The 21,732-nt window shown below is 40.9% G+C and carries 30 protein-coding genes and 1 pseudogene; 9 read left to right on the top strand and 22 right to left on the bottom strand.

The window, feature by feature from the left end; all coding sequences use genetic code 11:
• Positions 1-325 precede the first annotated feature (325 nt).
• Positions 326-1,712, bottom strand: a pseudogene (locus tag AOQ70_RS18120) (S41 family peptidase).
• 150 nt (positions 1,713-1,862) lie between these two features.
• Here AOQ70_RS18120 and AOQ70_RS18115 point away from each other — a divergent pair.
• Both AOQ70_RS18115 and AOQ70_RS18110 read left to right on the top strand, forming a co-directional pair.
• Positions 1,863-2,561 carry a class I SAM-dependent methyltransferase gene (locus AOQ70_RS18115; protein WP_039179329.1) on the top strand — a complete coding sequence of 233 codons (699 nt, stop codon included), beginning with the start codon at positions 1,863-1,865 and terminating at the stop codon, positions 2,559-2,561.
• Positions 2,562-2,653: 92 nt separating this feature from the next.
• Positions 2,654-2,905, top strand: coding sequence for a hypothetical protein (locus AOQ70_RS18110; protein WP_024422704.1), 252 nt, complete (start codon positions 2,654-2,656; stop codon positions 2,903-2,905).
• Positions 2,906-2,955: 50 nt separating this feature from the next.
• Here the strand turns inward: AOQ70_RS18110 and AOQ70_RS18105 are convergent, their stop codons facing one another.
• From AOQ70_RS18105 to AOQ70_RS19475, 5 genes are all read right to left on the bottom strand, one after another.
• The gene (locus AOQ70_RS18105; protein ID WP_039179330.1) at positions 2,956-3,786 is read right to left on the bottom strand and encodes a M15 family metallopeptidase; all 831 of its coding nucleotides are present in this window, start codon (positions 3,784-3,786) and stop codon (positions 2,956-2,958) included.
• A 68-nt stretch (positions 3,787-3,854) separates the two neighbouring features.
• Positions 3,855-4,550 carry a purine-nucleoside phosphorylase gene (gene deoD, locus AOQ70_RS18100; RefSeq protein ID WP_012010274.1) on the bottom strand — a complete coding sequence of 232 codons (696 nt, stop codon included), beginning with the start codon at positions 4,548-4,550 and terminating at the stop codon, positions 3,855-3,857.
• 112 nt (positions 4,551-4,662) lie between these two features.
• On the bottom strand, positions 4,663-4,980 hold the full coding sequence (locus AOQ70_RS18095; RefSeq protein ID WP_039179333.1) for a hypothetical protein: 318 nt from the start codon (positions 4,978-4,980) through the stop codon (positions 4,663-4,665).
• Positions 4,981-5,034: 54 nt separating this feature from the next.
• A complete protein-coding gene (locus tag AOQ70_RS18090; RefSeq protein ID WP_058838907.1) occupies positions 5,035-5,643 on the bottom strand; it encodes a phosphatase PAP2 family protein in 609 nt (202 codons plus the stop codon).
• A 50-nt stretch (positions 5,644-5,693) separates the two neighbouring features.
• Entirely contained in the window at positions 5,694-5,864 is a 171-nt protein-coding gene (locus AOQ70_RS19475) for a YozD family protein (protein WP_064497481.1), read from the bottom strand.
• Positions 5,865-5,983: 119 nt separating this feature from the next.
• Here AOQ70_RS19475 and AOQ70_RS20115 point away from each other — a divergent pair, with 119 nt between their 5' ends.
• Positions 5,984-6,118, top strand: a complete 135-nt coding sequence (locus AOQ70_RS20115; protein ID WP_255290989.1) for a hypothetical protein — start codon at positions 5,984-5,986, stop codon at positions 6,116-6,118.
• On the opposite strand, the gene AOQ70_RS18085 is transcribed toward AOQ70_RS20115, so the two are convergent.
• The 8 genes from AOQ70_RS18085 to cgeC form a co-directional block, all read right to left on the bottom strand.
• A complete protein-coding gene (locus AOQ70_RS18085) occupies positions 6,115-6,795 on the bottom strand; it encodes a hypothetical protein (protein WP_059377816.1) in 681 nt (226 codons plus the stop codon). The genes AOQ70_RS20115 and AOQ70_RS18085 overlap by 4 nt on opposite strands.
• Before the next feature lie 144 nt (positions 6,796-6,939).
• The gene (locus AOQ70_RS18080) at positions 6,940-7,164 is read right to left on the bottom strand and encodes a YozE family protein (RefSeq protein ID WP_024422709.1); all 225 of its coding nucleotides are present in this window, start codon (positions 7,162-7,164) and stop codon (positions 6,940-6,942) included.
• A 78-nt stretch (positions 7,165-7,242) separates the two neighbouring features.
• Positions 7,243-7,524, bottom strand: coding sequence for a YokU family protein (locus AOQ70_RS18075; protein WP_041085745.1), 282 nt, complete (start codon positions 7,522-7,524; stop codon positions 7,243-7,245).
• Positions 7,525-7,526: 2 nt separating this feature from the next.
• Complete coding sequence (ablA, locus tag AOQ70_RS18070; RefSeq protein WP_059377813.1) at positions 7,527-8,927, bottom strand: lysine 2,3-aminomutase; 1,401 nt, start codon at positions 8,925-8,927, stop codon at positions 7,527-7,529.
• 117 nt (positions 8,928-9,044) lie between these two features.
• On the bottom strand, positions 9,045-10,421 hold the full coding sequence (locus AOQ70_RS18065; RefSeq protein ID WP_059377808.1) for a sigma-54 interaction domain-containing protein: 1,377 nt from the start codon (positions 10,419-10,421) through the stop codon (positions 9,045-9,047).
• Positions 10,382-10,561, bottom strand: a complete 180-nt coding sequence (locus tag AOQ70_RS18060) for a hypothetical protein (protein WP_059377806.1) — start codon at positions 10,559-10,561, stop codon at positions 10,382-10,384. The genes AOQ70_RS18065 and AOQ70_RS18060 overlap by 40 nt, the downstream gene beginning before the upstream one ends.
• A gap of 5 nt (positions 10,562-10,566) precedes the next feature.
• A complete protein-coding gene (locus AOQ70_RS18055) occupies positions 10,567-11,862 on the bottom strand; it encodes a glycosyltransferase family 2 protein (RefSeq protein ID WP_059377804.1) in 1,296 nt (431 codons plus the stop codon).
• A 17-nt stretch (positions 11,863-11,879) separates the two neighbouring features.
• Positions 11,880-12,200, bottom strand: coding sequence for a spore maturation protein CgeC (cgeC, locus tag AOQ70_RS18050; protein ID WP_059377802.1), 321 nt, complete (start codon positions 12,198-12,200; stop codon positions 11,880-11,882).
• A 207-nt stretch (positions 12,201-12,407) separates the two neighbouring features.
• Between cgeC and AOQ70_RS18045 the strand changes: the two genes are divergently transcribed.
• Together AOQ70_RS18045 and AOQ70_RS18040 are read left to right on the top strand one after the other, a co-directional pair.
• The gene (locus AOQ70_RS18045; RefSeq protein WP_039179354.1) at positions 12,408-12,809 is read left to right on the top strand and encodes a hypothetical protein; all 402 of its coding nucleotides are present in this window, start codon (positions 12,408-12,410) and stop codon (positions 12,807-12,809) included.
• 15 nt (positions 12,810-12,824) lie between these two features.
• Positions 12,825-13,787: a CgeB family protein gene (locus AOQ70_RS18040; protein ID WP_059377799.1), complete on the top strand. Its 963-nt coding sequence runs from the start codon at positions 12,825-12,827 to the stop codon at positions 13,785-13,787.
• A gap of 29 nt (positions 13,788-13,816) precedes the next feature.
• On the opposite strand, the gene AOQ70_RS18035 is transcribed toward AOQ70_RS18040, so the two are convergent.
• Complete coding sequence (locus AOQ70_RS18035; protein ID WP_058838903.1) at positions 13,817-14,539, bottom strand: acylneuraminate cytidylyltransferase family protein; 723 nt, start codon at positions 14,537-14,539, stop codon at positions 13,817-13,819.
• A 251-nt stretch (positions 14,540-14,790) separates the two neighbouring features.
• Here AOQ70_RS18035 and AOQ70_RS18030 point away from each other — a divergent pair, with 251 nt between their 5' ends.
• Complete coding sequence (locus tag AOQ70_RS18030; RefSeq protein ID WP_059377797.1) at positions 14,791-15,819, top strand: SDR family NAD(P)-dependent oxidoreductase; 1,029 nt, start codon at positions 14,791-14,793, stop codon at positions 15,817-15,819.
• Between the two features lie 51 nt (positions 15,820-15,870).
• Here AOQ70_RS18030 and msrB read toward each other — a convergent pair whose 3' ends face one another.
• Both msrB and msrA read right to left on the bottom strand, forming a co-directional pair.
• Complete coding sequence (gene msrB / locus AOQ70_RS18025) at positions 15,871-16,302, bottom strand: peptide-methionine (R)-S-oxide reductase MsrB (RefSeq protein WP_059377796.1); 432 nt, start codon at positions 16,300-16,302, stop codon at positions 15,871-15,873.
• Positions 16,302-16,835 (bottom strand): peptide-methionine (S)-S-oxide reductase MsrA, encoded by a 534-nt coding sequence (gene msrA / locus AOQ70_RS18020; RefSeq protein ID WP_059377793.1) that lies wholly within the window; start codon positions 16,833-16,835, stop codon positions 16,302-16,304. Before msrA ends, msrB begins: the two co-directional genes overlap by 1 nt.
• Before the next feature lie 138 nt (positions 16,836-16,973).
• Here msrA and AOQ70_RS18015 point away from each other — a divergent pair, with 138 nt between their 5' ends.
• From AOQ70_RS18015 to AOQ70_RS18005, 3 genes are all read left to right on the top strand, one after another.
• Positions 16,974-17,405 (top strand): MarR family transcriptional regulator, encoded by a 432-nt coding sequence (locus AOQ70_RS18015; RefSeq protein WP_007500780.1) that lies wholly within the window; start codon positions 16,974-16,976, stop codon positions 17,403-17,405.
• A 54-nt stretch (positions 17,406-17,459) separates the two neighbouring features.
• Positions 17,460-17,720: a hypothetical protein gene (locus AOQ70_RS18010; RefSeq protein ID WP_024422721.1), complete on the top strand. Its 261-nt coding sequence runs from the start codon at positions 17,460-17,462 to the stop codon at positions 17,718-17,720.
• Between the two features lie 120 nt (positions 17,721-17,840).
• A complete protein-coding gene (locus tag AOQ70_RS18005) occupies positions 17,841-18,506 on the top strand; it encodes a DUF4397 domain-containing protein (protein WP_059377792.1) in 666 nt (221 codons plus the stop codon).
• Between the two features lie 30 nt (positions 18,507-18,536).
• Here the strand turns inward: AOQ70_RS18005 and ypmT are convergent, their stop codons facing one another.
• The 5 genes from ypmT to AOQ70_RS17980 form a co-directional block, all read right to left on the bottom strand.
• Positions 18,537-18,734, bottom strand: a complete 198-nt coding sequence (ypmT, locus tag AOQ70_RS18000; RefSeq protein ID WP_024422723.1) for a protein YpmT — start codon at positions 18,732-18,734, stop codon at positions 18,537-18,539.
• Positions 18,735-18,758: 24 nt separating this feature from the next.
• Positions 18,759-19,325: a YpmS family protein gene (locus AOQ70_RS17995; RefSeq protein ID WP_041085768.1), complete on the bottom strand. Its 567-nt coding sequence runs from the start codon at positions 19,323-19,325 to the stop codon at positions 18,759-18,761.
• Positions 19,326-19,335: 10 nt separating this feature from the next.
• Entirely contained in the window at positions 19,336-20,097 is a 762-nt protein-coding gene (locus tag AOQ70_RS17990; RefSeq protein WP_058838922.1) for an SGNH/GDSL hydrolase family protein, read from the bottom strand.
• Positions 20,098-20,166: 69 nt separating this feature from the next.
• Complete coding sequence (locus tag AOQ70_RS17985) at positions 20,167-20,757, bottom strand: SCO family protein (RefSeq protein WP_058838899.1); 591 nt, start codon at positions 20,755-20,757, stop codon at positions 20,167-20,169.
• 23 nt (positions 20,758-20,780) lie between these two features.
• Entirely contained in the window at positions 20,781-21,623 is an 843-nt protein-coding gene (locus tag AOQ70_RS17980) for a DegV family protein (protein ID WP_024428148.1), read from the bottom strand.
• Positions 21,624-21,732 lie beyond the last annotated feature (109 nt).

Below are 21,732 nucleotides of genomic sequence, written 5' to 3'. Positions count from 1 at the left end.
AATAGGATTCTCCTGGCCAGGAGAATCCTATTATATATTCTAAAAATAAGAAAGTGAATTATAGCATAATCACATTTTTTTGTCAAGTTTAAAACAGTCTTTTTCCATACAAATAGTAACACCTAACAGCGTTACATGGATCAAAAAAGAAAGTATGCTTACTTTCATTGCCATGAATTTTAAAAGGAAGCAAACTAGACATGGAAAGACCCGTGTTCAGCATAAAACTCTATATGTTTTTATCAAAAAACCCCACTTCACTTAAAATAAAGGTGGGGTTTTTCTACAATCTTAAAGCAGTCCCCTGATGAGGACTGCTTTTTCTTTATTTCATTTCTTTTTTCAAGACTTCAAGGGCTTTTTTCATTTGTGTATCGTTGTTCTTTAACTTATCTTGGATCTTTGTCATCAGAACTGTCGTTGTATCTCCTGTCAGAATACCGTCTGCCTTTAAATCGTTGTCTGTTTGGAAGCTTTTGACGATAGACTGGAATGCTTGATCGTACTCACCGTTTGCTTTAGCTTTGTAGCCGAGCGCTTGGAACATTTTTTGAGCCGCTTTGACTTCATCTCCATTGTCATTTAGCTCATACGATTTTTTCCGGGCTTAAGTACGGCAGCTTTGCATAACTTGGAAGAGCTGCTTTGACCTGTGGTTCGATTCCTTTTTTGTGAATCCAAGAACCGTCTGGAGTCAGCCATTTTGCAATGGTTAACTTGACACTAGAACCGTCATTATAGTTTTGCGCATTTTGGACAGTTCCTTTGCCGAACGTCTTTTCACCCACAATTTGAATGCCTGAAGATTGGTGCAGAGCCGCCGCCATGATTTCAGCAGCGCTGGCTGAGCCGCCATTTACAAGAACAACTGCCGGCTGACGGACTTTGCGTTCTTTTTCAGCCTTGTACACTTGTTTCTTCCCTTTTTCTTCAACCTGCATAATGACTTTCCCTTTATCGATAAAGTCATTGCTCATTTCTATGGCTTCTGTCATAATGCCGCCTGGATTATCTCTTAGGTCAATGACAAAACCTTTTGCTCCTTTTTTCTCGAGGTCATCAATCGCTTTATCCAGCTCTTTCGATGTAGTTTCAGCAAAGGACGTAATTTGGATTTCTCCTATTTTGTCTTTTGTGAGTTTTGCATACACTGTTTCAAGCGGAATCGTGTCTCTTGTGATGGTCACATCTACATTGCCCACTCCTTGACGGTTGAGATGCAGCTGGACATCCGTTCCTTTTTGTCCTCTGATGAGAGACACTGCTTTATTGACCGACATGCCTTTGGTGCTTTTTCCATCCACTTTTAAAATATGATCATGAGGTTTCAAACCAGCTTTTTCAGCAGGAGAGCCTTTAATCGGTGCGACAATTAAAATTTGTCCATCCTTCTCTTCTACTTGTGCACCAATTCCTTCAAATGATGAAGAAATGGTGTTGTTAAATCCTTCGGCTTCCTCCTGATCCATATATGTAGAGTATGGATCATCAAGTGATGCAATCATTCCTTGGATCGCACCATCTACTAGTTTTTGATCATCCGTTTTTTCGTAATACTCATCCTTTACCTTCGTATACGCAGCCATGAGTTTACTAAACTTCTCGTCTCCAGAGACGCTGACAGCACCTTGTTTTGTGATCACAAATGTAATCGCAGAGGACAGTGCAGCAGTCACCAGAATGGCTACCACGAACTTCATTTGTTTTTTCAAAAAAACACCACCTTTATCTCCTTTCATTATTATCAAGGACGATGCTTCATCCGTCAACCAAAGGATCAACTTCTACTTGAAAAGATAAGCCATTTGCTCCTTTATTGCATAATCTTTAGAGAGGAACAGGATAAGGAAAGAAGGGATGATATGAGTGATTATGTAGAAATGCTTGCCTATTTTGGCGTATCAGGTGCCCATCCTGGCGGAATTGAGTTAACAAAAACGATGATTGAGCATATAAAACTGCCGCCTCATGCACGTATACTGGATGCCGGATGCGGTACAGGACAGACGGCCGCCTACTTAGGAAATATAGGTTATCAGGTGGAGGCCATTGATACGCATCCATTGATGATTGAAAAGGCGAACCTGCGATTCAAGCGGGAAGAACTGCCAACCCGCGCCTTAGAGGCATCCATTGAGCAGCTACCTTTTCCAGATCAAGCGTTCTCTCTACTCATCAGTGAATCTGTTTTAAGCTTTACCAAGCTGCCTGTCGCACTTGCTGAGATCAAACGGGTCCTTGCTCCTGGCAGTCAATTGATTGCAAATGAAGCTGTGTTAAAAGCCCCTCTTACACGTGAAGAGATGGCCGTTGTTCGAGATTTTTACGGCTTTCACTCGCTATTGTCGCTTGAAGAATGGAAGGAGCAGTTAACAGCAGCAGGCTTCCGTGACATTCAGATTCTCTCATTCGATGAACATATGGTGCAGGAGGAACCAACAGAAATGGAATTATCTGAACACATACCGCCTTCTCTTTACGAGACGCTGCAAACACACTACGATCTCATTCAAGCACACCGCAAGCAGCTAAGTCACATTCTATTTGAATGCACTGTATAAAATGAGCGAATCCCCTATATGTTTTGTCCAAACTCTATGAGGTCTCTCGCATAGGATAAGAGTGAAAAGAGTTTGTCATAAGGAGGAAAAACATGGAGCGCTACTACAAGCTTTGTCAGCAGCACATGGGGAAAGTCGCTAGAATCACTGATCGTAATGGCAGAGTACATGTCGGACGCATTGAGCGTGTGACAAACCGCAAAGTTTATATTCGTCCAGTCGGCGGGTCTCGCGGGGGCTTTGGCTTTGGCTATTGGGGCGGATATTATGGCTGGGGTGCAGCGTATGGCATCGGACTCGGGTTCATTACCGGCTTCGCACTAGCAGGATTGTTCTTTTTTTAAAAGAAGAATAAGAGAAGGCCTCCCGAATAACTGGGAGGCCTTTTACTTGTTTAGATTTTCTTTACTTTGTTCATGTATTCTTCAAATGTTAAATCGTGATCATGCATCGCTTTAGCAGCTTCTTTTCCCACATAGCGCAAATGCCACGGCTCATATTCATATTTCGTAATGTCTTCTTTTCCTTTTGGATAACGGATGATAAAGCCATATTTATAGGCGTTTTTAGCCACCCATTTGCCATCTGGTGTTTCACCAAATTTTTCAGAGATCTCAAAGCCGGCACTTTTTGAGGAAATGTCCATGGCAAGACCTGTTTGATGTTCACTTTCGCCTGGTAAAGCGACTGCTTCTTGTGCTTTTTCTTTGCCTTTTAATTTGACCTCACTATCAAAAATGACTTTTTGACGGTCATAGGAGCGATAGCCAGATACTGCAGCAAGCTCGAAGTTTTCCTTTTTTGCACCTTTGAATAACTTCTCAAGCGCTTCCGCTGCTTCTTTGCGGATATACCGCTTTTCAATATCTTCCGAAAAAGAGAATTCTACTTTTGGCACAACGAGATCAGAAGGTTTATAGGTTCCTGGTAATGCATATTCTTTGTTAACAAGTGCTAGCACATTTTCAGGATTTTGAATGGTTTTCAGACCGCTCACAACCTTGATGTCATTGAAATATTCACTCTTTAACGTCAGCTCTTGATTCGATGAATCTGCCGTATCGTTTGAGTTGTGCTGGGGAGATGAACTTGCTGCGTTTTTTTGTTCGTTTGTTTTGTTTGATTCAGATGTACCGCTTTTTTGATCCAGCAACTGGCAGCCTGATAGTGCGGCTGTCAAACCAAGAATCGATGCGATTGAGAGTATTTTGTAGCTTTTCTTCATGACATACCTTCCTTTTGCTCTTCTAAAAAAATAAAGATGCGCTACGTAGTAGCACACCCTTTATACTATTATAAAACGGAGTCTAGCGCAATTAAGATCATTTCATCAAACGTTGTTTGACGCTCTTCAGCCGTTGTTTCTTCTCCTGTTAGAACATGATCACTCACTGTCAAAATGGATAACGCTTTTCGATCAAATTTTGCTGCAAGAGAATAAAGAGCGGTTGTCTCCATTTCGATCGCTAGGATACCATATTGAGCCATGAGCTCAAGTGGTTTTTCATTGTAAAATTGGTCTGCTGTAAATACATTTCCGACACGTACAGCGACATTTTTTGCTTCCGCTGTGTCATATGCTTTCTTAAGCAGGCCAAAATCGGCGCATGGCGCATAATCAATCGGCCCAAATGCCACACGGTTCATTTGTGAATCTGTTGATGATGTCTGCGCTAAAATGACGTCACGTACATTGACATCCCTTTTGATAGCTCCGCAAGATCCAACGCGGATTAAGTTTTGAACATCATAGCTTTGAATGAGTTCATTCACATAAATCGAAATAGATGGTACGCCCATCCCAGTGCCCTGTACAGAAACACGTTTTCCTTTATAGGTTCCAGTATAGCCATACATTCCGCGCACTTCGTTATAGCACTCAACATCTTCTAAATATGTATCTGCAATATATTTCGCACGAAGCGGATCGCCTGGTAGCAATACCGTTTCTGCAATTTGTCCTTTTTCTGCTCCAATATGTACACTCATTTTTTAGCCTCCACTTACGTTTACTATGTATTTTATCCTATTTATTATAAACGATAGAGCTTAAAAAAGAAAATACCAGCTGGATCTCAAGCTGGCATCATTCATCATCTATTTAGCCTATCGTCATTAGTCGTTCACTGCGTTTCCATCCTGCCGGAGAGAGCTGATAATAGCACTTCCCCTTTTTCCTATCATCAATCACAACAATATCGCCAGTTGTGATAAACCGCGCATTGTAATCATTAGGGACTGTATCATGTACATTAAATGTCGAGAATGCTTTTTCCAGTACATCAAGGTGTGTTCTGCCGCCAATCTTTGTCCGGTACACAGGCTGATGCCCACTTGCAGCGCCATATTCAGGTGTTTGATAAATGGTTAAGTGAAATGCTGAAGGTTTCTTTTGAAAAAATCTCAACGTCAATTGCATTCAAATCCCTCCCCTTTTATATAAAATTGGCTGGGATCTGTCAATTTCCTTCTTCTATTTTTGTCGAATGACAGGCAATCTTTCGTCAATCTTTTTACAAATGAGAAATAAAGCGAGTCCTATCGCAAAGCCTCCAGCGACATCTGTCAAATAATGCACGCCAATATACATCCGGCTGATGCCGATGACTAGGACGCCCAGTCCTGTGATCAAATAGACGATTTTCTGTCGTTCTTTCAGCCATGGAATCATCTCAACTAATAGATAAGCCATAAAAGGATAGATGGTGGCTGCATTCATCGAATGTCCACTCGGAAAGCTGTAATACGTTTCACCTACAAGGTGATCAAAGGCCGGACGCTCTCTAGCAAACAGCCCCTTTAATTCATGATTGATTGTTTTTTCTGTAAGATATAATAGAAAAAGCATCATGATAGAGTAGTAGCGCTTATACATAAACAATACCACACTAAAAATGAGCATGATTGGAACGAGCAGCGCGCTGATGCCAAGGTCCGTCAAAGCCAGCATGACATCATTTAAAAAAGGGAGTCTGATGCTTTCAAACCATAAGATGATCTGGTTGTCCAAATCTTGAAAAGCCCCAGATACCATGAGCGCAGCAATGGCGCCAAATAAAATGAAAAGAAATAGGATGTACACGCGAAGGATTCCCCTCCCTCTCTCTTCAGAATCTCTTCAAAGTATAGTGCCTACCACGCCTCTTCTTCAACTATCATTGCTTTTTTCAGCATATATTCAAATGTAATGTCAGCCAGCTCAAATGTTTCAAGCTCAGCAGGTATGTACCCTCTTTTGATCAGCTCCATGTAGAAGAACTCCGCAATTTCCTCTGTATCAATCACCAAATCTGCTTCTTTCATTGCATTCCGCCTCCTTTTTTATGATGTATGAACGCCGGCTGTTTTTTATTACAGTTTGTCATAATGGCTCATTCCATACATATAAATGCAGTAAACAAAAAGAAAAGGGGCTTGAAAGAATGAAATGGTTAAGCATATTAGATGGAGAAACATTTGATCAGGTGATGGGCCGTATCTTGAGGGGATGGTTTTATGTGATTGCATTTTTCTGTGTGCCTTATTTTTTATTCGTTTTAGGACAAGTCTTTCTTTAACCAAAATGTTCGTGTAAACTTTCCAAAATAAAATCCATCATATCCTTATATTCTGGATCTTTGAAAAATTCGTAGAGAATTTTATAATCGTTATAAATATCAAGAAGCTCATCCACTATAGATACAGCGAGAAATTCAAGTGAAGCTTCGCTTTCTTGTTTCTCTTCTAGCTGCAATAGAGCCGTTTGAACCATATCTTCTTCTAACTCTTTTGAGGTTTCTCCGACGTAATGCACAAAAAGAAGCTGATGAACAAACTGATCCATCTCATATTTCCTTAGGACAAGCGTTAAATCCTCCTCTTCTGTTTCCAGCCACTCTCCGTCTTTCAGCCTAGTAAGTTCGTAAATGACATCCTCCCAGCCATCTTCAAGGTAGCGCCAAATTTCGGTCCGATGACCGATGATTTTAAATAGCTCGTTTCCGTAATCTTTTACATATACAACATCGCCAATGAGGAACTCATATTCAATGTCCAGCTTTTCTGTATCGACAATCACCCCGCTATACTCATCGTAAAGCTGAAGTGATGTTTCAAAATAAAGCACCTCATTATGATTGACCTCATATAAATAGTGCTGGTCAATTTGATGGACTTTTGTAATCGTTCCGACTGTGCCGTACATGACAACGACGACAATATCCCCTACTTGATATTTTGGTGCTTTCGCCTTCATTCTGTCTCCCCCTTGCCCGACTTTTGGTCTTAACGTATCGTATGCCGGCGCAAGGAATTCTGCATGGGCAACCACACCATGCAAAACGCCATTTTATTTCTCATAAAAAAACCGCTTCTCCCATATGGAACAAGCGGTTGTGTGTTATTTTTTTTTGACTTCTACTTCGTATTGCTCAAATGCTTCGTCAAATGTTGTCATTGAGCTTAAATAATCACCATTTAATTCTAAATAAGCACACAGCTCATGATAATCAGTGGAAGCTTTAGGAAAGCTGTGATCCTCATACGCAGCATTTGCAAAATGGCTGATTTCATCTTTCGGTTTTGGATGTCTAAACTTCATTAAATAATGGTAAAACGACTTCACCTGTTTTCCCTCCGCGACACTCTATTTTGTTGTTATATTATACAGCAATTTGATGACTTGTATAGGCGGAGGTACAACTTATGAAGAAAAGTCAAAGTAATTTCGCTTTAATAACCGCTCCATGCTCATTAATTCTTCATAGGAGATTTTTTCTGGAAGTTTTGTCTGGTCCACTAAAATTAATTGATCTTCAATCTCTTTGACCGTCTCATCCTTTTGATAGGTCATACCGCAGTGCGTGCAGGAGATGGACGGCGTTTCGATGATTTCAATTGATTGTGTGCCCGTGATCAGTTCCCAATAGACTGTTGTCTGCTTAGCATTTGCTTTGTTTTCCTCACACCAATCACATGTCAGCAAGGCTATTTCTCCTCCTTCACGGTTTGTTCTTTTTTGAGCTGCGCTTGATATTTCTTCTCTTTTAATTCATCCCGTTTTTCACGTTTGTTTTTGAGTGTGTCATGCTCAGGATTTGTCTCATATGCTTCTCTACGTTTCATTCGATTTAAATTCTCAGGCGTAAACGATCTTGCTTCATCCTCAAATAGTGCGGTAATACCAATTGCTGGTTCTTGTTTTTCTTCATAAATTTCATTGAAATACGCATCTGCCTGGCCTGCGACGTAATGCTCTGGTTCTGGATAAGAGGTGATGACACCTTCAAAGTTACGAAGGACGACTTTATCAGGGCTTTGCGATAATAAATAATTTGGCTGTAAGGTAATTTTCCCTCCGCCTCCTGGCGCATCTACCACAAAGCTTGGCACTGCATAACCACTTGTATGTCCTCTTAAGCCTTCAATGATTTCAAGCCCTTTTGATACCGGCGTTCTAAAGTGGCCAATGCCCTCAGATAAATCACATTGATAAATATAATATGGTCTGACCCGAATCTTCACAAGGTCGTGCATCAGCTTCTTCATAATCGGCACACTGTCGTTAATACCTGCAAGGATGACGGCCTGATTCCCTACAGGGACACCGGCATTCACAAGACGTTCGCACGCTTCCTTTGCTTCTTTTGTAATTTCAATACTTGTGTTGAAGTGAGTATTCAGCCAAACTGGGTGATATTTTTTCAATATCTCGCACAGCTCATCTGTTATACGCTGCGGAAAGACAACCGGCGCGCGGGTTCCAATCCGAATGATCTCAACGTGCGGAATGTCTCGCAAGTTTTTCAAAATGTATTCAAGCACTTGATCATTGATTAACAGTCCATCTCCGCCAGAAATTAACACGTCCCGCACCTCAGGTGTTTCTCTAATATATCCAATGGCAGCATCTAATTGCTTTTTCGGCACACCCATACCAATCTGACCGGAAAAACGTCTTCTCGTACAATAGCGGCAGTACATCGAGCACTGATTTGTCACAAGAAACAACACGCGATCTGGGTACCGGTGTGTGAGCCCCGGGACAGGTGAGTCCTCATCTTCATGCAGCGGGTCTTCCAGATCATATTTTGTTTTATGAAGCTCTTCTGCAATTGGCACAGATTGCATACGTATTGGACATCTTGGATCGTCTGGATTCATCAGTGAGGCATAGTAGGGTGTAATGTTGAGTGGAATGGTTTTGGTGGAAATCTTCACCCCTTCTCGTTCCTCTTCTGTTAAGTTTACGATTTTTTCTAAATCCTCAAGCGTTTTCACGGTATGCGTCAGCTGCCAAATCCAGTCGTTCCACTTTTCCTCAGGTACATCCTTCCAAAGCTCAATGTCCTTCCAGTGACGCGCCGGTTCATACAATTTCTGATTCATATCCATTCCCCCTATCAGCATTCACTTTATACTATGCAAGTTATGTGCCAACATGGGAAAATGCCCCTATTCTTTACAAAATGAGCTTTACCCGTCATATTCAATTGGATGCTGTGCCTAGATTTCGGCATCTGCATATTTCTTCAGTTTATATTGCAGCGTTTGTCGAGGGATTTTTAAGGCGGCGGCGGTTTTTTTAATATTCCCATTATGCTGATGTAAAGCTTCTTGAATCAATGTTTGTTCAAATGAAGACACTTGATTTTTTAAGGAGGATTCAGATGTTTCCCTTTCCAGTTTTTGCTCACGTAAATGAGCCGGAAGGTATAGAGGGGTGATCTCTTCCGCTTCCTTTGGCATCATCAACACGGCATGCTCTATCGTATGTTTTAATTCTCTAACATTCCCAGGCCAGTGGTGCGCCATAAACAATCGTTCCGTTTCTTCAGAAAGGCGTGTGACGTTTTTTGAAAACTGCTGATGATAGGTTTGAATGAAGTGGCGGGATAGCAGCGTGATATCTTGCTTTCTCTCACGAAGCGGCGGAATATGAAAAGATGATACATGCAGTCTATAAAATAAATCTTCTCTTAAAATTTGCTTTTTCACTGCTTCAAATGGGTCCATATTGAGCGCAGTAATGAGCCGAACATCCACTTGAATGGACTTTGCATCACCGATGCGGCGGACAACGCCATCCTCTAACACACGTAATAATTTCGTCTGAAGCGTGAGCGGCATCGCTTGGAGCTCATCAAGAAAAAGCGTGCCCCCATCAGCCAATTCGAAAAGTCCCTTGCGATCGATTGCGCCCGTATAGCTCCCTTTGACAGATCCAAACAATAGACTTTCAAGTAATGTTTCTGGGAGTGCTGCGCAGTTTTGCGGAATAAACACTTGGTTTTTTCGGTCAGATTCATGGACAATGGCTTGAACAAGCACTTCTTTTCCTGTCCCAGTTTCTCCGTAGACAACAACTGATGACGGATAAGCAGCTGCTTTTTTTGCCCTTTCAAGCATTTCTTTTAAAAGCGGATCATTTGTTAAAAATGAAGCAAAATCATGCATTTGTTCTACCCCAGCCACGTCATATGTTCGCTTTTTTTGATCTAAACGATTGGAAAGGGCTGACAGCTTGGATACATCTTTTGCGACTTCGACCGCACCTATTAACTCGTTATCTTCAATAATAGGCAATGTCGTGTTCACTGTTTCAATTTTTTCTCCGTTTTTATTCAAATAGGTTTGCAGCGAATGATAAATGGGCTTTCCTGTTCTCAACACATGCATAAGCGTACTTGTTTTTTCAGTTAAAGAGGGATACACATCAAGGATGTACTTGCCAATCACCTCTTCTTTTTGTAAACAGTCAAACTTAGCGGCATTATGATTGTAAAAAATCGTCATCCCTTGATCATCTACAACGTGAATGGCTTCATCGATGGCTTCTAAAATTAATTCAAACCAATCTGCTCTTTCGACAACTTTCCCCATTCTTTCCCCCTCACTTTCAGTGCCAAAAAACCGGCATCAATTGCCGAGTTTTCAGCGGCTTGATTATTTCTAAATGGTTCCCTGTCTTTTTCATGTTTCGCTTTTTCCTTTCTACTTCCTGCAAAAATTTTAAAAAGCACCCCTCTTATGAGGAGTGCTTTCGCCCGGATGTCTGATAAAGAGACATATCGAATTCTTGCAGCGATTCCCTATACAGCGGAACAATCGACTTTCCTTCCTGAAATAACGTAAATTGGGACGGGTACAGCTTAATCGGCTGATGATAAAAAGCAAACCGCTTCACCACCTCAGGATCAATACGGCAAAAGGCATGATGCACAAGTAAATAAACATCTTGTTTCCATTTAAACAGCCGCCTGTTTGGCGGACTGAATACAGGAGAAACTTTGATGATATCGCCATCCTCAAATGACTGAAGCTGGTCATTTGAAATCGTATAGATCTCCTTTGGGTGAAACTGAAAATATTGCACGTCACGTTTTGAAGCAAACCTTCTTTTTTTCTGTTTTTCAATATAAAAGAACGTTTTCCCCTGATCTGCGGTGACGACTGTATAATTGGGTACTGCCAGCTTCTCTTTTATTTCATATTTCATCTCACATAATAGCGGAACACGGATCGCACGCCTGTTCTTTTCATTGATCCAGCGCTTTTCAATTCCATGAAGTTTCCCGTCTGCGATTTGATAATAATCCCCTTCTTTTTCAATGATCGTTCCGTCAATTAAATCATACGGCATACTCGAAAACTGATGATGAAAGGAATGGGGCGTTTTATACGTTGTATCCAGTACAGCTTTTAATGGAAAAAACGAAGCGAAATGATTCAGCCTCATCCAAAAAACAGAATCTGCATGATGCCAGTGCTTTGGCTCATCATCCCAATATTGTCCGTATTTTTCATGAATCAGTGGAAGCAAGCGGCTTCTGTGCATGACCGAACAATGGTCCACTTGAAAGGACGCATGCTCTAAGATTTGATCTGCTTCTCGAACAAAACTCATCGTTTCCACTAAATGCTGATTCACATGCACAACCCGCTGCGAGGAATACACAATATCTATATGAGGCTTCGACCGAAAAACATCCACCATTTTAAGCAAACGATCTTTATGGTACACGGTATCATCAGTTAAATAACAAATGAGCTCACCTGTTATACGGGTTAATGCTTCATTAATAAGCGTCGCATATCGTGCGGTTAACAGCCGTTTTGCCGGATGAACCGTGTGCGAATACAGCTGAATGCGCTCATCACTTAAATACGGCTGGATCTTTTGAATGGTGCCCTGTTCTGAGCCATCATCCATAATCAAAAGCTCCCAATACGGATACGTTTGTTCTACCATACTCTTTAGCACACGATCAATGAAATCTGGTTTATTGTAGCTTGTTAAAATCACCGATACTTTCATGATCATTATCCTTTTTGATTAGTTTAAAATGCCCCCCAGCTGACAATGTTCACAAAAGGAACACTCACTCTTAGCTGATTTGTCGCGTTTTTAAAGACCGCGACCGTATCAAGCAATTGCACGACAACCACGTTTTGAAGTACATCTCCATTGACCAAATGAACACGCGGCACTGGAATGCCAAGCTCAAGCCATGGACGAAGTAATTCTTTGATGTCTGACACATTCTCTTCCTCACTTTCTTCTAAAAGGCGAAGAAGAAGTAAAATCAAGATGACTTCAAGCACTCCTTCCGACTCTAGTAATTCTTCGTTCCAACCATCTAATAATTGTTCAAATTCCATTCATAATCCCTCTCTCTTCACATTTAATCTTTACTAGAGTATGAGCGCCACTTCATTTAGCCTCAGCATTTGAAAACATTTTTAAAAATGTGTGAAGTGATTAATTGAAAAAAAGAATCAGGAATCAGCGTTCTGCTTATGCCAAAAAAAATGAACGGCATATACATAGGGGTGAGTTTGAATTGATGAAGAAAGGATGGGGAAAAAATGAGCGAAAAGCGTGCTGAATTAAAAAAAGAACTATTGAAAGTGTTTTTCAAACCAATTACTCATGCATTAACAGCTAATCTCGAAGAAGGAGGAGTTCAAGTGGAAGAGAAATTGAACGATTTATTAAGTGAAGTGGCAGCTGAGGCATCACCTTCAGATTCTGCTACAACACTCGATGTATCTCAGCCAGCAAGATGGATCTTTGCAAGACTTGCACCAGGAACAGTCATTAGTATTGTCACTGACTCAGGAGATTTAATTGGGCCAGTTCAATTTGTATCATTCGATGCTTCAACAGGTGTTGTATTTGTTACACAAGAAAGCTCTGTCACACCTACCGGCTCAGCAACGACTCTTTTAGATGTAGATAAAGTTGAAAGTGTTACATTCACATCTTAATGTGAGAGGGTCATCATGAAGCTTCTTTATATCAGTTCTGGCTACGGCGGAATCTATCACATATTTGATCAATGGGTAGAAGAAAGCTTCATTGATTCCCCCTTTTCATGTGTAAAGATTGATAGAGAATCTCTACCCACTAACATGCACAAAATCCGGACATTTTCTCCGGATTTTGTTTTGATGATGATCGGTGATCATGTTCCGAAAGATGTACTTCATCAATTCAAACAAGAAAAAATTCCGATTGTTCTTTGGATGACAGAAGATCCTTTTTATACTGATATATCAGCTGCTTGCGCACGTGATGCTCAGCTTATCTTAACGATTGATGAAGGGATTTTGCCATTTTACAAACAATTAGGCGCCGAAAATACACACTACTTTCCCATTCCGACAAATACACGTGTCTTTCAGAAAAATGAATCACCAGATGAGATGTGCACGTTTGACATTGCACTCATTGGCTACCCTTATCCCAACCGAATCAAAGTCATCGATACACTCTTAAAGCAAAACAAATGGCGTATTCTCGTTGCAGGTAAGGAATGGCACCGTCACTTAAATAAATCACGGAGACATTATCGTGATTTCACCCTTATAACGAATTGGCTGAGTCCTCAGCAAATGGCGGACATCTATCAGCAGACAGCGATTGTCCTGAATCCGCATAGGCCGTCTCAATTTGTATATAACAAAAATAAAGCCATGATTCAAAATATGAGCCTCAATAACAGAGCATTTGACATTGCTGCAACTGGAAGTTTTCAATTGACGGATCTACATCCGCCGCCTGCTTTTTCAAGCTTTGCTTTTTACAAAGATGAGGACGATTTGATCAAACAGGTGGATTACTATGGGTCAAATGCAGGTGAAAGAAAGGCGGCCGCACTGAACAACTACGAGCAAGCCGTTCGCTGGAATACATTTGATACGATGCCGCAAAGGCTTTATGAAATCGTAAAAAGCGCCCTATAACTGGGCGCTTTTTCTTGTTGAAGGTCAGCTTATGCATGATCTTCTGCATCTCGGCGAGCCAATAAGACGTGCTCTGCCTTTTTCCGGTCCGCCTCCTGTTTCACCACAAGCGACCGCGTGTGATCCATCATATATGCTCCAACAGACCCTTCTAAAAAGGAATGAATGCATTCTTTGGCATAATGAGCATGAAAAGCATATACCGCACCATTTAGCCGGCCATACGTATATGGCTGCTCATGCTTTGGCATGAAAAAGTAATGATTGTCCTTATATAAAGTAGCTTCATTGTTTTCATGCAGTGTCCAAGTTTCATTTGGGTTTTCTAACGCCTCTGTAAAAGATGCGGTGCAGTCATATCCCCCCTCCACTAAAAGCTGCAAGCACTTCTCGATATCTGCCGGCTGTCTTAGAGGAGACGATGGCTGCAGAAATAGCACAATATCAAAGGTTTTCCCCTCCCGCTCTAAATAAGCAAGCGCATGCTTCACAGCTAACAGCGACGGCGTTTGTTCTGTTACATGTGTACTTGGCAGTTCAATCACATTTGCTCCGTAGTGAGATGAAATGATTTGCGTATTGACATCCTCTGAGGAGACGATGACTTCATCTAACTCAATCATTTGCAAAAGCGGCTGAATGGTCCAATAGATAAGCGGCCGCTCTGCCAATATGCGTATATGTTCATCATGCTGGCCGTCGGTACTTCTAAATGCAGGTATCATGGCTAAAATACGATTTCCCCTATACATGTCTTCTCTTCTCCCCTCGCGCACAGCTCCCTTACAATTTTCTTCTCTGACCGAGCTGATCGCAGTACTGAAGTATTCAGGTCTCTCGTTTTTCTAGTTAATCTCTTATCTCTCCATATTCTATTAAGACGGTAAGCAGATGGTTATAATTTGTTCACCTAATTTATACATGAAGTGGTTCTTTTCCTCAAACGAATGCCGCTCTTTCACATATGATGCAAAGTAGAGAAATGAGAGTTGGGGGATTAGATATGTCCAATCAGATAGAAACGACTTTGAAGACCTTTTTTCGTGACAAAACGATATTAGTTACAGGCGGAACAGGATCCATCGGCCGGCAAATCGTGAATAAATTAACAAGCTGCTCTCCAAAAAAGGTAATCGTCTTCAGTAAAGATGACAGCAAACAATACATGATGAAAAATGAGTACGCAGATCATCCAGAGGTCGTATTCGCTTTAGGAGATGTCCGGGATGCAAGCCGCGTGAGACAGCTCGTCAAAGGTGTGGATATCATTTTTCATGCAGCGGCCTTAAAACAAGTACCCACTTGTGAAGATAATCCGTTCGAAGCCGTTCAAACGAATATCATCGGCGGGCAGCACGTCATTGAAGCCGCCCTCGAACATGAAGTGAGTCATGTTGTCAACATTTCAACTGACAAAGCGGTTTCTCCGACTAATGCCATGGGTGCAACAAAATTGATTTCAGAAAAACTATTTTTCCAAGCAAACGAAAGTATTCCGAATCAAAAAACCAAGTTTTGCTCTGTACGCTTTGGCAATGTGCTTGGATCTAGAGGTTCCGTCATTCCGATCATGCTCCAGCAGCTATTAAATGAAAAACCTTTGACCGTGACTGATCCTCATATGACACGTTTTTTTATGTCCATTGAAGAAGCTGTTTCCCTCACACTTCAAGCAGCAATCATGATGAAAGGCGGCGAAACCTTCATTCTCAAGATGGAGTCCTTACAGCTTGCCGATCTCTTAAAAGCATTTCATGAATATGCCGCCCAAATCAATGTTAAATCTCCGGCTATTCTCGTTGTCGGAAAAAGACCTGGCGAGAAGCTTCACGAGGAGCTCACATTCCCGCACGAAGCAGATGCACTCTTTGAACATGAACAATTTTATGCCATTTTACCGAGGCCACATTTGCACCCTTCCTTTCAAAAGGTCGATTTAACGAATTACACATCAAAAGAAGCACCGCTCATTACAAAAGAAAAGCTGTTCCACATCATTGAACAATTACATCATACACATCATAAAAAATAAAAAATCGTCACACGGAAGCAAATGCTTTCCATGTGACGATTTTTAAATGGATCAATCAAATAGATGTTTCAAATCCCCGTAACCTTCTTTTTCAAGATCATCCTTTGGGATAAACTTCAAAGCGGCTGAGTTAATACAATACCGAAGACCGTTTGGCCCTGGTCCATCAGGAAAAACATGGCCAAGATGAGAATCAGCTGTTTTGCTGCGAACCTCTGTCCGCACCATTCCATGACTCGTATCAACCTTCTCTGCTACTTCTTCCTCTTCAAGCGGTTTTGTAAAACTTGGCCAGCCGCAGTGGGCATCAAAGTTATCTAAAGAAGAAAACAGCGGCTTTCCTGAAATGATATCCACATAAATACCTTCTTCTTTATGATCCCAAAATTCATTTTGAAATGGCGGCTCTGTACCATTATTTTGCGTGACTTCGTACTGCATGCGGTTTAATTCTTTTATACGCTTTTCTTTTTCATTTGACATTACTTATCACTCCAATGGGACTCAATAAAACCGGCTCTGCCCGAACCGACATGATATCGTTCGTAGTGCATTTTGTTTTTCTTATAATAATGCTGATGATATTCCTCTGCTGTATAAAAAGGACCTGCATCTAAAATTTCTGTCACGATTGGCTTTTTGAAAATGCCGCTTTGGCTCAGCTGCTCTTTCGATGCTTCCGCTAGCTTTCGCTGCTCGTCATGATGAACATAAATACCAGTACGGTAAGATTCTCCTCTATCACCAAATTGCCCGCCATCGTCCGTTGGGTCTATTTGCTGCCAATACAGTTCTAGCAACTTCTCATACGGGAACACGTCAGGATCAAACGTAATTTGAACCGCCTCTCTATGTCCCGTTGTATTTGTACATACTTCCTCATAGGTCGGATTCACTGTATGTCCGCCAGTATACCCTGATTCAACTTTGATAATGCCCGGCTGTTCATCAAAAGGTTTAACCATACACCAGAAGCAGCCTCCTGCAAATGTGGCTAATTCTTGTTTTTCAGACATATTAGTGCCCCCTTCATTTAAAAAATGGTATCATCATATTATAACATGATAAAAAATAATGAAAATGATACGACTTGTATACCTAAAATAAAAGAAAGCATTCTGTCGTATCTTTAAAATATAATGGGGGTTTAATGATTGGAACAAAGAAAACAAATGATGTACGAAATGGACACTTTACTGAGAACCGTATTTAAGCAGATCCGTTATGAAATTAACAGCCTGCTCGAAAACGAATTATCTCGGAATGAATTTCTTATTTTAAATCTGCTCCGTGAGCAAGGTGCAAAAAAAGTAACGGAATTCGCTTCCATTCTTGGAGTGTCAGCAAGTCATATTACCGCTGTGACTGACACACTCGTAGAAAAAGGCTGGATCACCCGTATCCGTTCAAAAGAGGACCGCCGCATTATCAAAATCCACTTAACCGATAAGGGTAAGGAAATTACTGAGCATTTTGAGAAAAAGAAAACAGAATACTTTATGGAGCGATTTGAGTCATTTGATGACGAAGAACTCAAAACGATGATCAAATTATTCAAAAAGCTGGATAAAAGTCAAAAGGATTAAGCATAGATTTTAGCGCTTAGGACATGCTACGGATAAAAAGAGGTGGAATGAACCATGACAAGCCCTTATCTTTGTCCAAACTGTAAAACAAACAGAACGCGCTTTAATCTCATTGAGCAGCTTTCAGAACCTGTCAAGCTAGATCCAGCGACAGGAGCAGTTGTTGAAAGATACGAAGGAGAGCAGCTGTCTCCTTTTCACTTGAGCTATCAAGGTCCTCAAATGAAGGTTCAGTGCGGCGTTTGCGGTTTAATTGAGGATGAAAAAACGTTCATTAAACTAGCTGAATATCATCAATATTCTTCTCCTTCTTAACATGCCGGCCTGACGGAATACGTCAGGCTTTTTTCTTTGCTTCTTTTGCCTATACAGATCGTCTTTTTCATGCATACGCTACAAAAAACACCATTGTATGAGAAAGAAGGGATTGATGACATGCAGCAGCTCTTTTATCATGACTTTCCATATCGGCCATTCACTGCCGCCTATGAGCATCTTCAAAGCAGCCCTTCATCAAAAGCCTTTATTCGATTATTTCACGCTGCACCAGATCTCAGTGAGCTCGCTGTTTATGTGAACCAGAAGCAGCTGATGAAAACAATGCCTTACAGCCATTTGACCGCTTATATGGAGTGGGATGAGGGAATGTATGAAATAGAAGTGTTCAAACTGGCTACAAATGAAAAAATTCTTCATTCTCGCATTCAATTTAAGAGCGGCCAGGTCTATACACTCTGTATCACAGGTGCTCGTGCAGGCTTTGCACTGCTGACTGAGCAGCAGACTACTTTGATCAAACAAGAAGACCTGTCAGCACTTACATTTGTACAGCTGTCTCCGGACCTTCCTTCTATAGATATATATGAACGAGACCAAGGGATCGTATCGAAAGAGCTTGATTATGTAAACAGTACCCACATTCATCATTTCTCCCCGAATAAATATCATTTTGAATTGAAAGCCGCCGGCACTCAAAGTGTACTGCTTGATATCCCCAAAGTTCATTTGCAAACAAAGCGCGCATACCTGATTCTGCTTCATGGATTTGCTAACGGAGAGCCAGAACTTATGGCGAAGGTCGTCTTGTCTCGGCAAATATAAAAAAGAGCCTTTCCCAATGGAAAAGGCTCCTTACGAGACATCTTCAGCTTTTTCTTGCTTTTGAAAATCAAAAGCAAGAATCATCGTGCCTAGAAATAATGCACAGTAGGCAATATTTAAGTAAAACTGATCGATATTTTCTGCTTTTAAAGCATTGGCAGCTGTTATGCCAAAGTACGCAGCAAATAAAAACGACAGTAAACTAAAATATTGATAAACTCGCTTCATGATTTCACTCCTGACTCACACGTTCTATTGCTTTGGATGATAATATGAGAATTCAATTTCATCGTTCTGTAGATCAATTTTGTTCGCTTTGACATACATATCATTCGTCAGCGGCATTTCTGAAAGGCGCACTTCAACCGTTTTTTGATCCGGTTTTACATGAACGAATTCTGGCAGCTCATAGAACTGACCCATGTAGCTTAAAACAAAACTAATTGGAATGCTCAATTGTCCAATTGAAAAGTCATCCACTTTCAAAAGCACATCACCATTATCTTCAACAGTTGGCGTAAATGAGACGTTTGCATCAATCGTTGAAGAGAAAGCTTTAATTGCGCCTGTTACTTTCACATCTTGATCGATCGCTACATGAAAGTCTGGCATATCATTTGATCCTTGATTTTTCAAATAATCATTCACAAAGCTGGTGAGCGATTCTTTTGAGCTGGATATATTAAAAGCATATTCGCTTTTCACTTCTTTGGTTGAAGCGGATTGACCGCCTGGCAGCAGCATTAAAATACCGCAGGCAATCACAATCAATAGATTGATTGCAAGTAAAATAAAAAATAAGCTTTTCCATTTTTTCATCTATTTCACCCTATTCCTTCGGCAGTCCTTCTTTTTTCACTTCGGAGAATAAACGATTTGCCATAAGAGAGTACCCCTTTTGGTTTGGGTGGAAATCATCATCTGCCAGTAATTTTTCATCAGAACCTTCTTCAAATAAGTCTGCTACATTGATCATATCCGCATTGCCGTCTTTTTTGAGTTCCTTTTTGGCAGCGGCATTCCAGTCTTTGACGACTTCATCAATATCTCGCAGCTCAGACAAACTGAACTTAAAAGGATTGTACATGCTGACATACATAATTTTCGCATGGCCATTCTGTTCTCTCAGTTGAGCAAGAATGGTTTTAAAGCGCTCCTCAAAAGGACCCTGCTCTTTTTTAAAAGGAGCAAACGTCAAATTAAGCACATTTTGACGGACAACATGCATGAGATCATTCCCGCCGATTGTAAAGAAAATATAATCAGCGTCTTTCAGTCCGTCCTGCACCTTTTTTTCTTTTAATCTTTTTAACAAATCTACTGTTCTACTGCCTTTAATGGCATAGTTTTTTAATGTGACAGATTGCACGCCGTCGACCGCTTCTATCTTGTCACGGGTCATGCCTGCATAGCCTTTTTTATCTTGATCTCCGATTCCTTCTGTTAAGGAATCTCCAACCGCTGCGATGGTAATATGTTCTTTTACGTTTTGTGTGTCTTCTAGTTTATCCTTTATGCCAGCCTCTTGCGCGGAACATGCAGAAAGAACAAAAGCTAGAGACATCACAATCAAAATCAAACGAGCCTTCAAACGATGATGTCCCTCCTTTTTCTGATTAAAAAAGTGTATCATGTTTTCGCCCATTTGAACATCCTTATGCTAGCTTCGGTTCAGCGTTTTGATGTCCTTGATGATATCATCATAAGGTGTGTTTTGCACGCCATCATAATTTTTCATCACTTTCCCTTCTTGATTAACAAGGAAAAACAGGGACTGATGAATCACTTGGTCTTCATCTTCAGGTTTTTTGACAATGGTCTTAAAGCTTTTCATTGCGAATTTTTCGATTTCTGACTGTGAATACCCCGTGAGAAAATCCCAATTTTTAAAGGACAATGGATAGGCTTTTGCAAATTCTTTTAGCTTTTTCGGTGAATCGACCTCTGGGTCCACACTAAAGGAAATGATATGCGCATCCAATTTTTCTTCTTTTATTCGTTTTTGCAGCTCTGTCATATGAGCGGTCATCGGCGGACAGATCGTTTCACAGCTTGTGAAAATAAAATCTGCTACCCATACTTTCCCCTTCAAATCTTCCAATGACACCTTTTGACCATCTTGGTTTTCAAACTCAAACGGCTCTATTTGATAATTTAACGCATCTTTGATTTGTCCATTTGAACATGAGACTAAAAGAAGCACGCTTATGATCATAAGCGCACCAAGTGAGGCTCCCCTTTTTCTATCCATGATATGCCCATCCCCTTTTTCCATCAATCGGTATAAAAAGTAAAACCTATTGCGCCCTTTCCGGTATGACACGAAATAATCGGTGTTGTGTAGGCGATGTCAATCAGTGCTTCAGGTGTATGATCAAGCAGCGCTTTTTTTAGCTTTTCAGCGAGTTCTAATGCATCTGCATGTGCGATCCCAATGGCTTGAACTGTTTTTCCCTTCACCGCCTGTACATACTGTTTTGTCAGATGACGGACAAGCGCAGAATAGCTTCTCACATTCGCTTCTGGCGTATATACCCCGTCTGTTAAGCTGGCAATTGGTTTGATGTGAAGTAGTGAGCCGATCAGCGCCTTTCCTCTTCCAATTCTGCCGCCTTTGACGAGATTTTCTAATGTATCGATTGTGACATATAGCTTTGTTTGAAGACGGATTTTATCTAATTCTGTGATAATGTCTTCACGGCTTGCACCCTTTTTGGCTAGTTCTGCTGCTTTGATGACTTGAAATCCTAATCCATAGGAAATAAAATTCGAATCAATCACCGTGATGTTTCCATCTACCATTTTCGAAGCGCTTTCAGCAGTTTGAACAGTACCACTCATCCCGCCAGTTAAATGGATACTGATCACTTCACTTCCATCTGCCGTCAGCTTTTCATATAATTCGACGAATTGACCGATCGCAGGTTGAGACGTTTTCGGCAGTTCCTCAGCGGCCTCCATTTTTTCAATAAATTCATCTGGCTGTATATTCACTCGGTCAATATAATCAACTCCAGAAATGGAGATATTGAGCGGAATCACGTGAATGGAAAGATCATTGATTTTCTCTTGCGGAAGGTCCACAGTTGAATCTGTTACAATTTTAATTTGTTTCACTATCGTCTCATCCTTGCTGTCTTAGTCTTTACTTATGATATTACCTTATTTCCTGCACACTTGAAAACAACTGACTTAACGTTTTTGAAATTGTCACATTTTCTTCTTG

The organism is Bacillus sp. AM 13(2015), from assembly GCF_001518755.1.
GTDB classification, from domain to species: domain Bacteria; phylum Bacillota; class Bacilli; order Bacillales; family Bacillaceae; genus Bacillus; species Bacillus safensis.
This window is presented reverse-complemented; position numbering and strand designations above follow the sequence as displayed.

What these genes read in the sequence shown, in the direction of transcription:
- AOQ70_RS18115 (WP_039179329.1), top strand. Translation starts at nt 1,863, where the DNA reads ATGAGTGATTATGTAGAAATGCTTGCCTATTTTGGCGTATCAGGTGCC.
- AOQ70_RS18110 (WP_024422704.1), top strand. Translation starts at nt 2,654, where the DNA reads ATGGAGCGCTACTACAAGCTTTGTCAGCAGCACATGGGGAAAGTCGCT.
- AOQ70_RS18105 (WP_039179330.1), bottom strand. Translation starts at nt 3,786, where the DNA reads ATGAAGAAAAGCTACAAAATACTCTCAATCGCATCGATTCTTGGTTTG.
- deoD (WP_012010274.1), bottom strand. Translation starts at nt 4,550, where the DNA reads ATGAGTGTACATATTGGAGCAGAAAAAGGACAAATTGCAGAAACGGTA.
- AOQ70_RS18095 (WP_039179333.1), bottom strand. Translation starts at nt 4,980, where the DNA reads ATGCAATTGACGTTGAGATTTTTTCAAAAGAAACCTTCAGCATTTCAC.
- AOQ70_RS19475 (WP_064497481.1), bottom strand. Translation starts at nt 5,864, where the DNA reads ATGAAAGAAGCAGATTTGGTGATTGATACAGAGGAAATTGCGGAGTTC.
- AOQ70_RS20115 (WP_255290989.1), top strand. Translation starts at nt 5,984, where the DNA reads ATGAAATGGTTAAGCATATTAGATGGAGAAACATTTGATCAGGTGATG.
- AOQ70_RS18085 (WP_059377816.1), bottom strand. Translation starts at nt 6,795, where the DNA reads ATGAAGGCGAAAGCACCAAAATATCAAGTAGGGGATATTGTCGTCGTT.
- ablA (WP_059377813.1), bottom strand. Translation starts at nt 8,927, where the DNA reads ATGAATCAGAAATTGTATGAACCGGCGCGTCACTGGAAGGACATTGAG.
- AOQ70_RS18065 (WP_059377808.1), bottom strand. Translation starts at nt 10,421, where the DNA reads ATGGGGAAAGTTGTCGAAAGAGCAGATTGGTTTGAATTAATTTTAGAA.
- AOQ70_RS18055 (WP_059377804.1), bottom strand. Translation starts at nt 11,862, where the DNA reads ATGATCATGAAAGTATCGGTGATTTTAACAAGCTACAATAAACCAGAT.
- cgeC (WP_059377802.1), bottom strand. Translation starts at nt 12,200, where the DNA reads ATGGAATTTGAACAATTATTAGATGGTTGGAACGAAGAATTACTAGAG.
- AOQ70_RS18045 (WP_039179354.1), top strand. Translation starts at nt 12,408, where the DNA reads ATGAGCGAAAAGCGTGCTGAATTAAAAAAAGAACTATTGAAAGTGTTT.
- AOQ70_RS18040 (WP_059377799.1), top strand. Translation starts at nt 12,825, where the DNA reads ATGAAGCTTCTTTATATCAGTTCTGGCTACGGCGGAATCTATCACATA.
- AOQ70_RS18035 (WP_058838903.1), bottom strand. Translation starts at nt 14,539, where the DNA reads ATGTATAGGGGAAATCGTATTTTAGCCATGATACCTGCATTTAGAAGT.
- AOQ70_RS18030 (WP_059377797.1), top strand. Translation starts at nt 14,791, where the DNA reads ATGTCCAATCAGATAGAAACGACTTTGAAGACCTTTTTTCGTGACAAA.
- msrB (WP_059377796.1), bottom strand. Translation starts at nt 16,302, where the DNA reads ATGTCAAATGAAAAAGAAAAGCGTATAAAAGAATTAAACCGCATGCAG.
- msrA (WP_059377793.1), bottom strand. Translation starts at nt 16,835, where the DNA reads ATGTCTGAAAAACAAGAATTAGCCACATTTGCAGGAGGCTGCTTCTGG.
- AOQ70_RS18010 (WP_024422721.1), top strand. Translation starts at nt 17,460, where the DNA reads ATGACAAGCCCTTATCTTTGTCCAAACTGTAAAACAAACAGAACGCGC.
- AOQ70_RS18005 (WP_059377792.1), top strand. Translation starts at nt 17,841, where the DNA reads ATGCAGCAGCTCTTTTATCATGACTTTCCATATCGGCCATTCACTGCC.
- ypmT (WP_024422723.1), bottom strand. Translation starts at nt 18,734, where the DNA reads ATGAAGCGAGTTTATCAATATTTTAGTTTACTGTCGTTTTTATTTGCT.
- AOQ70_RS17995 (WP_041085768.1), bottom strand. Translation starts at nt 19,325, where the DNA reads ATGAAAAAATGGAAAAGCTTATTTTTTATTTTACTTGCAATCAATCTA.
- AOQ70_RS17985 (WP_058838899.1), bottom strand. Translation starts at nt 20,757, where the DNA reads ATGGATAGAAAAAGGGGAGCCTCACTTGGTGCGCTTATGATCATAAGC.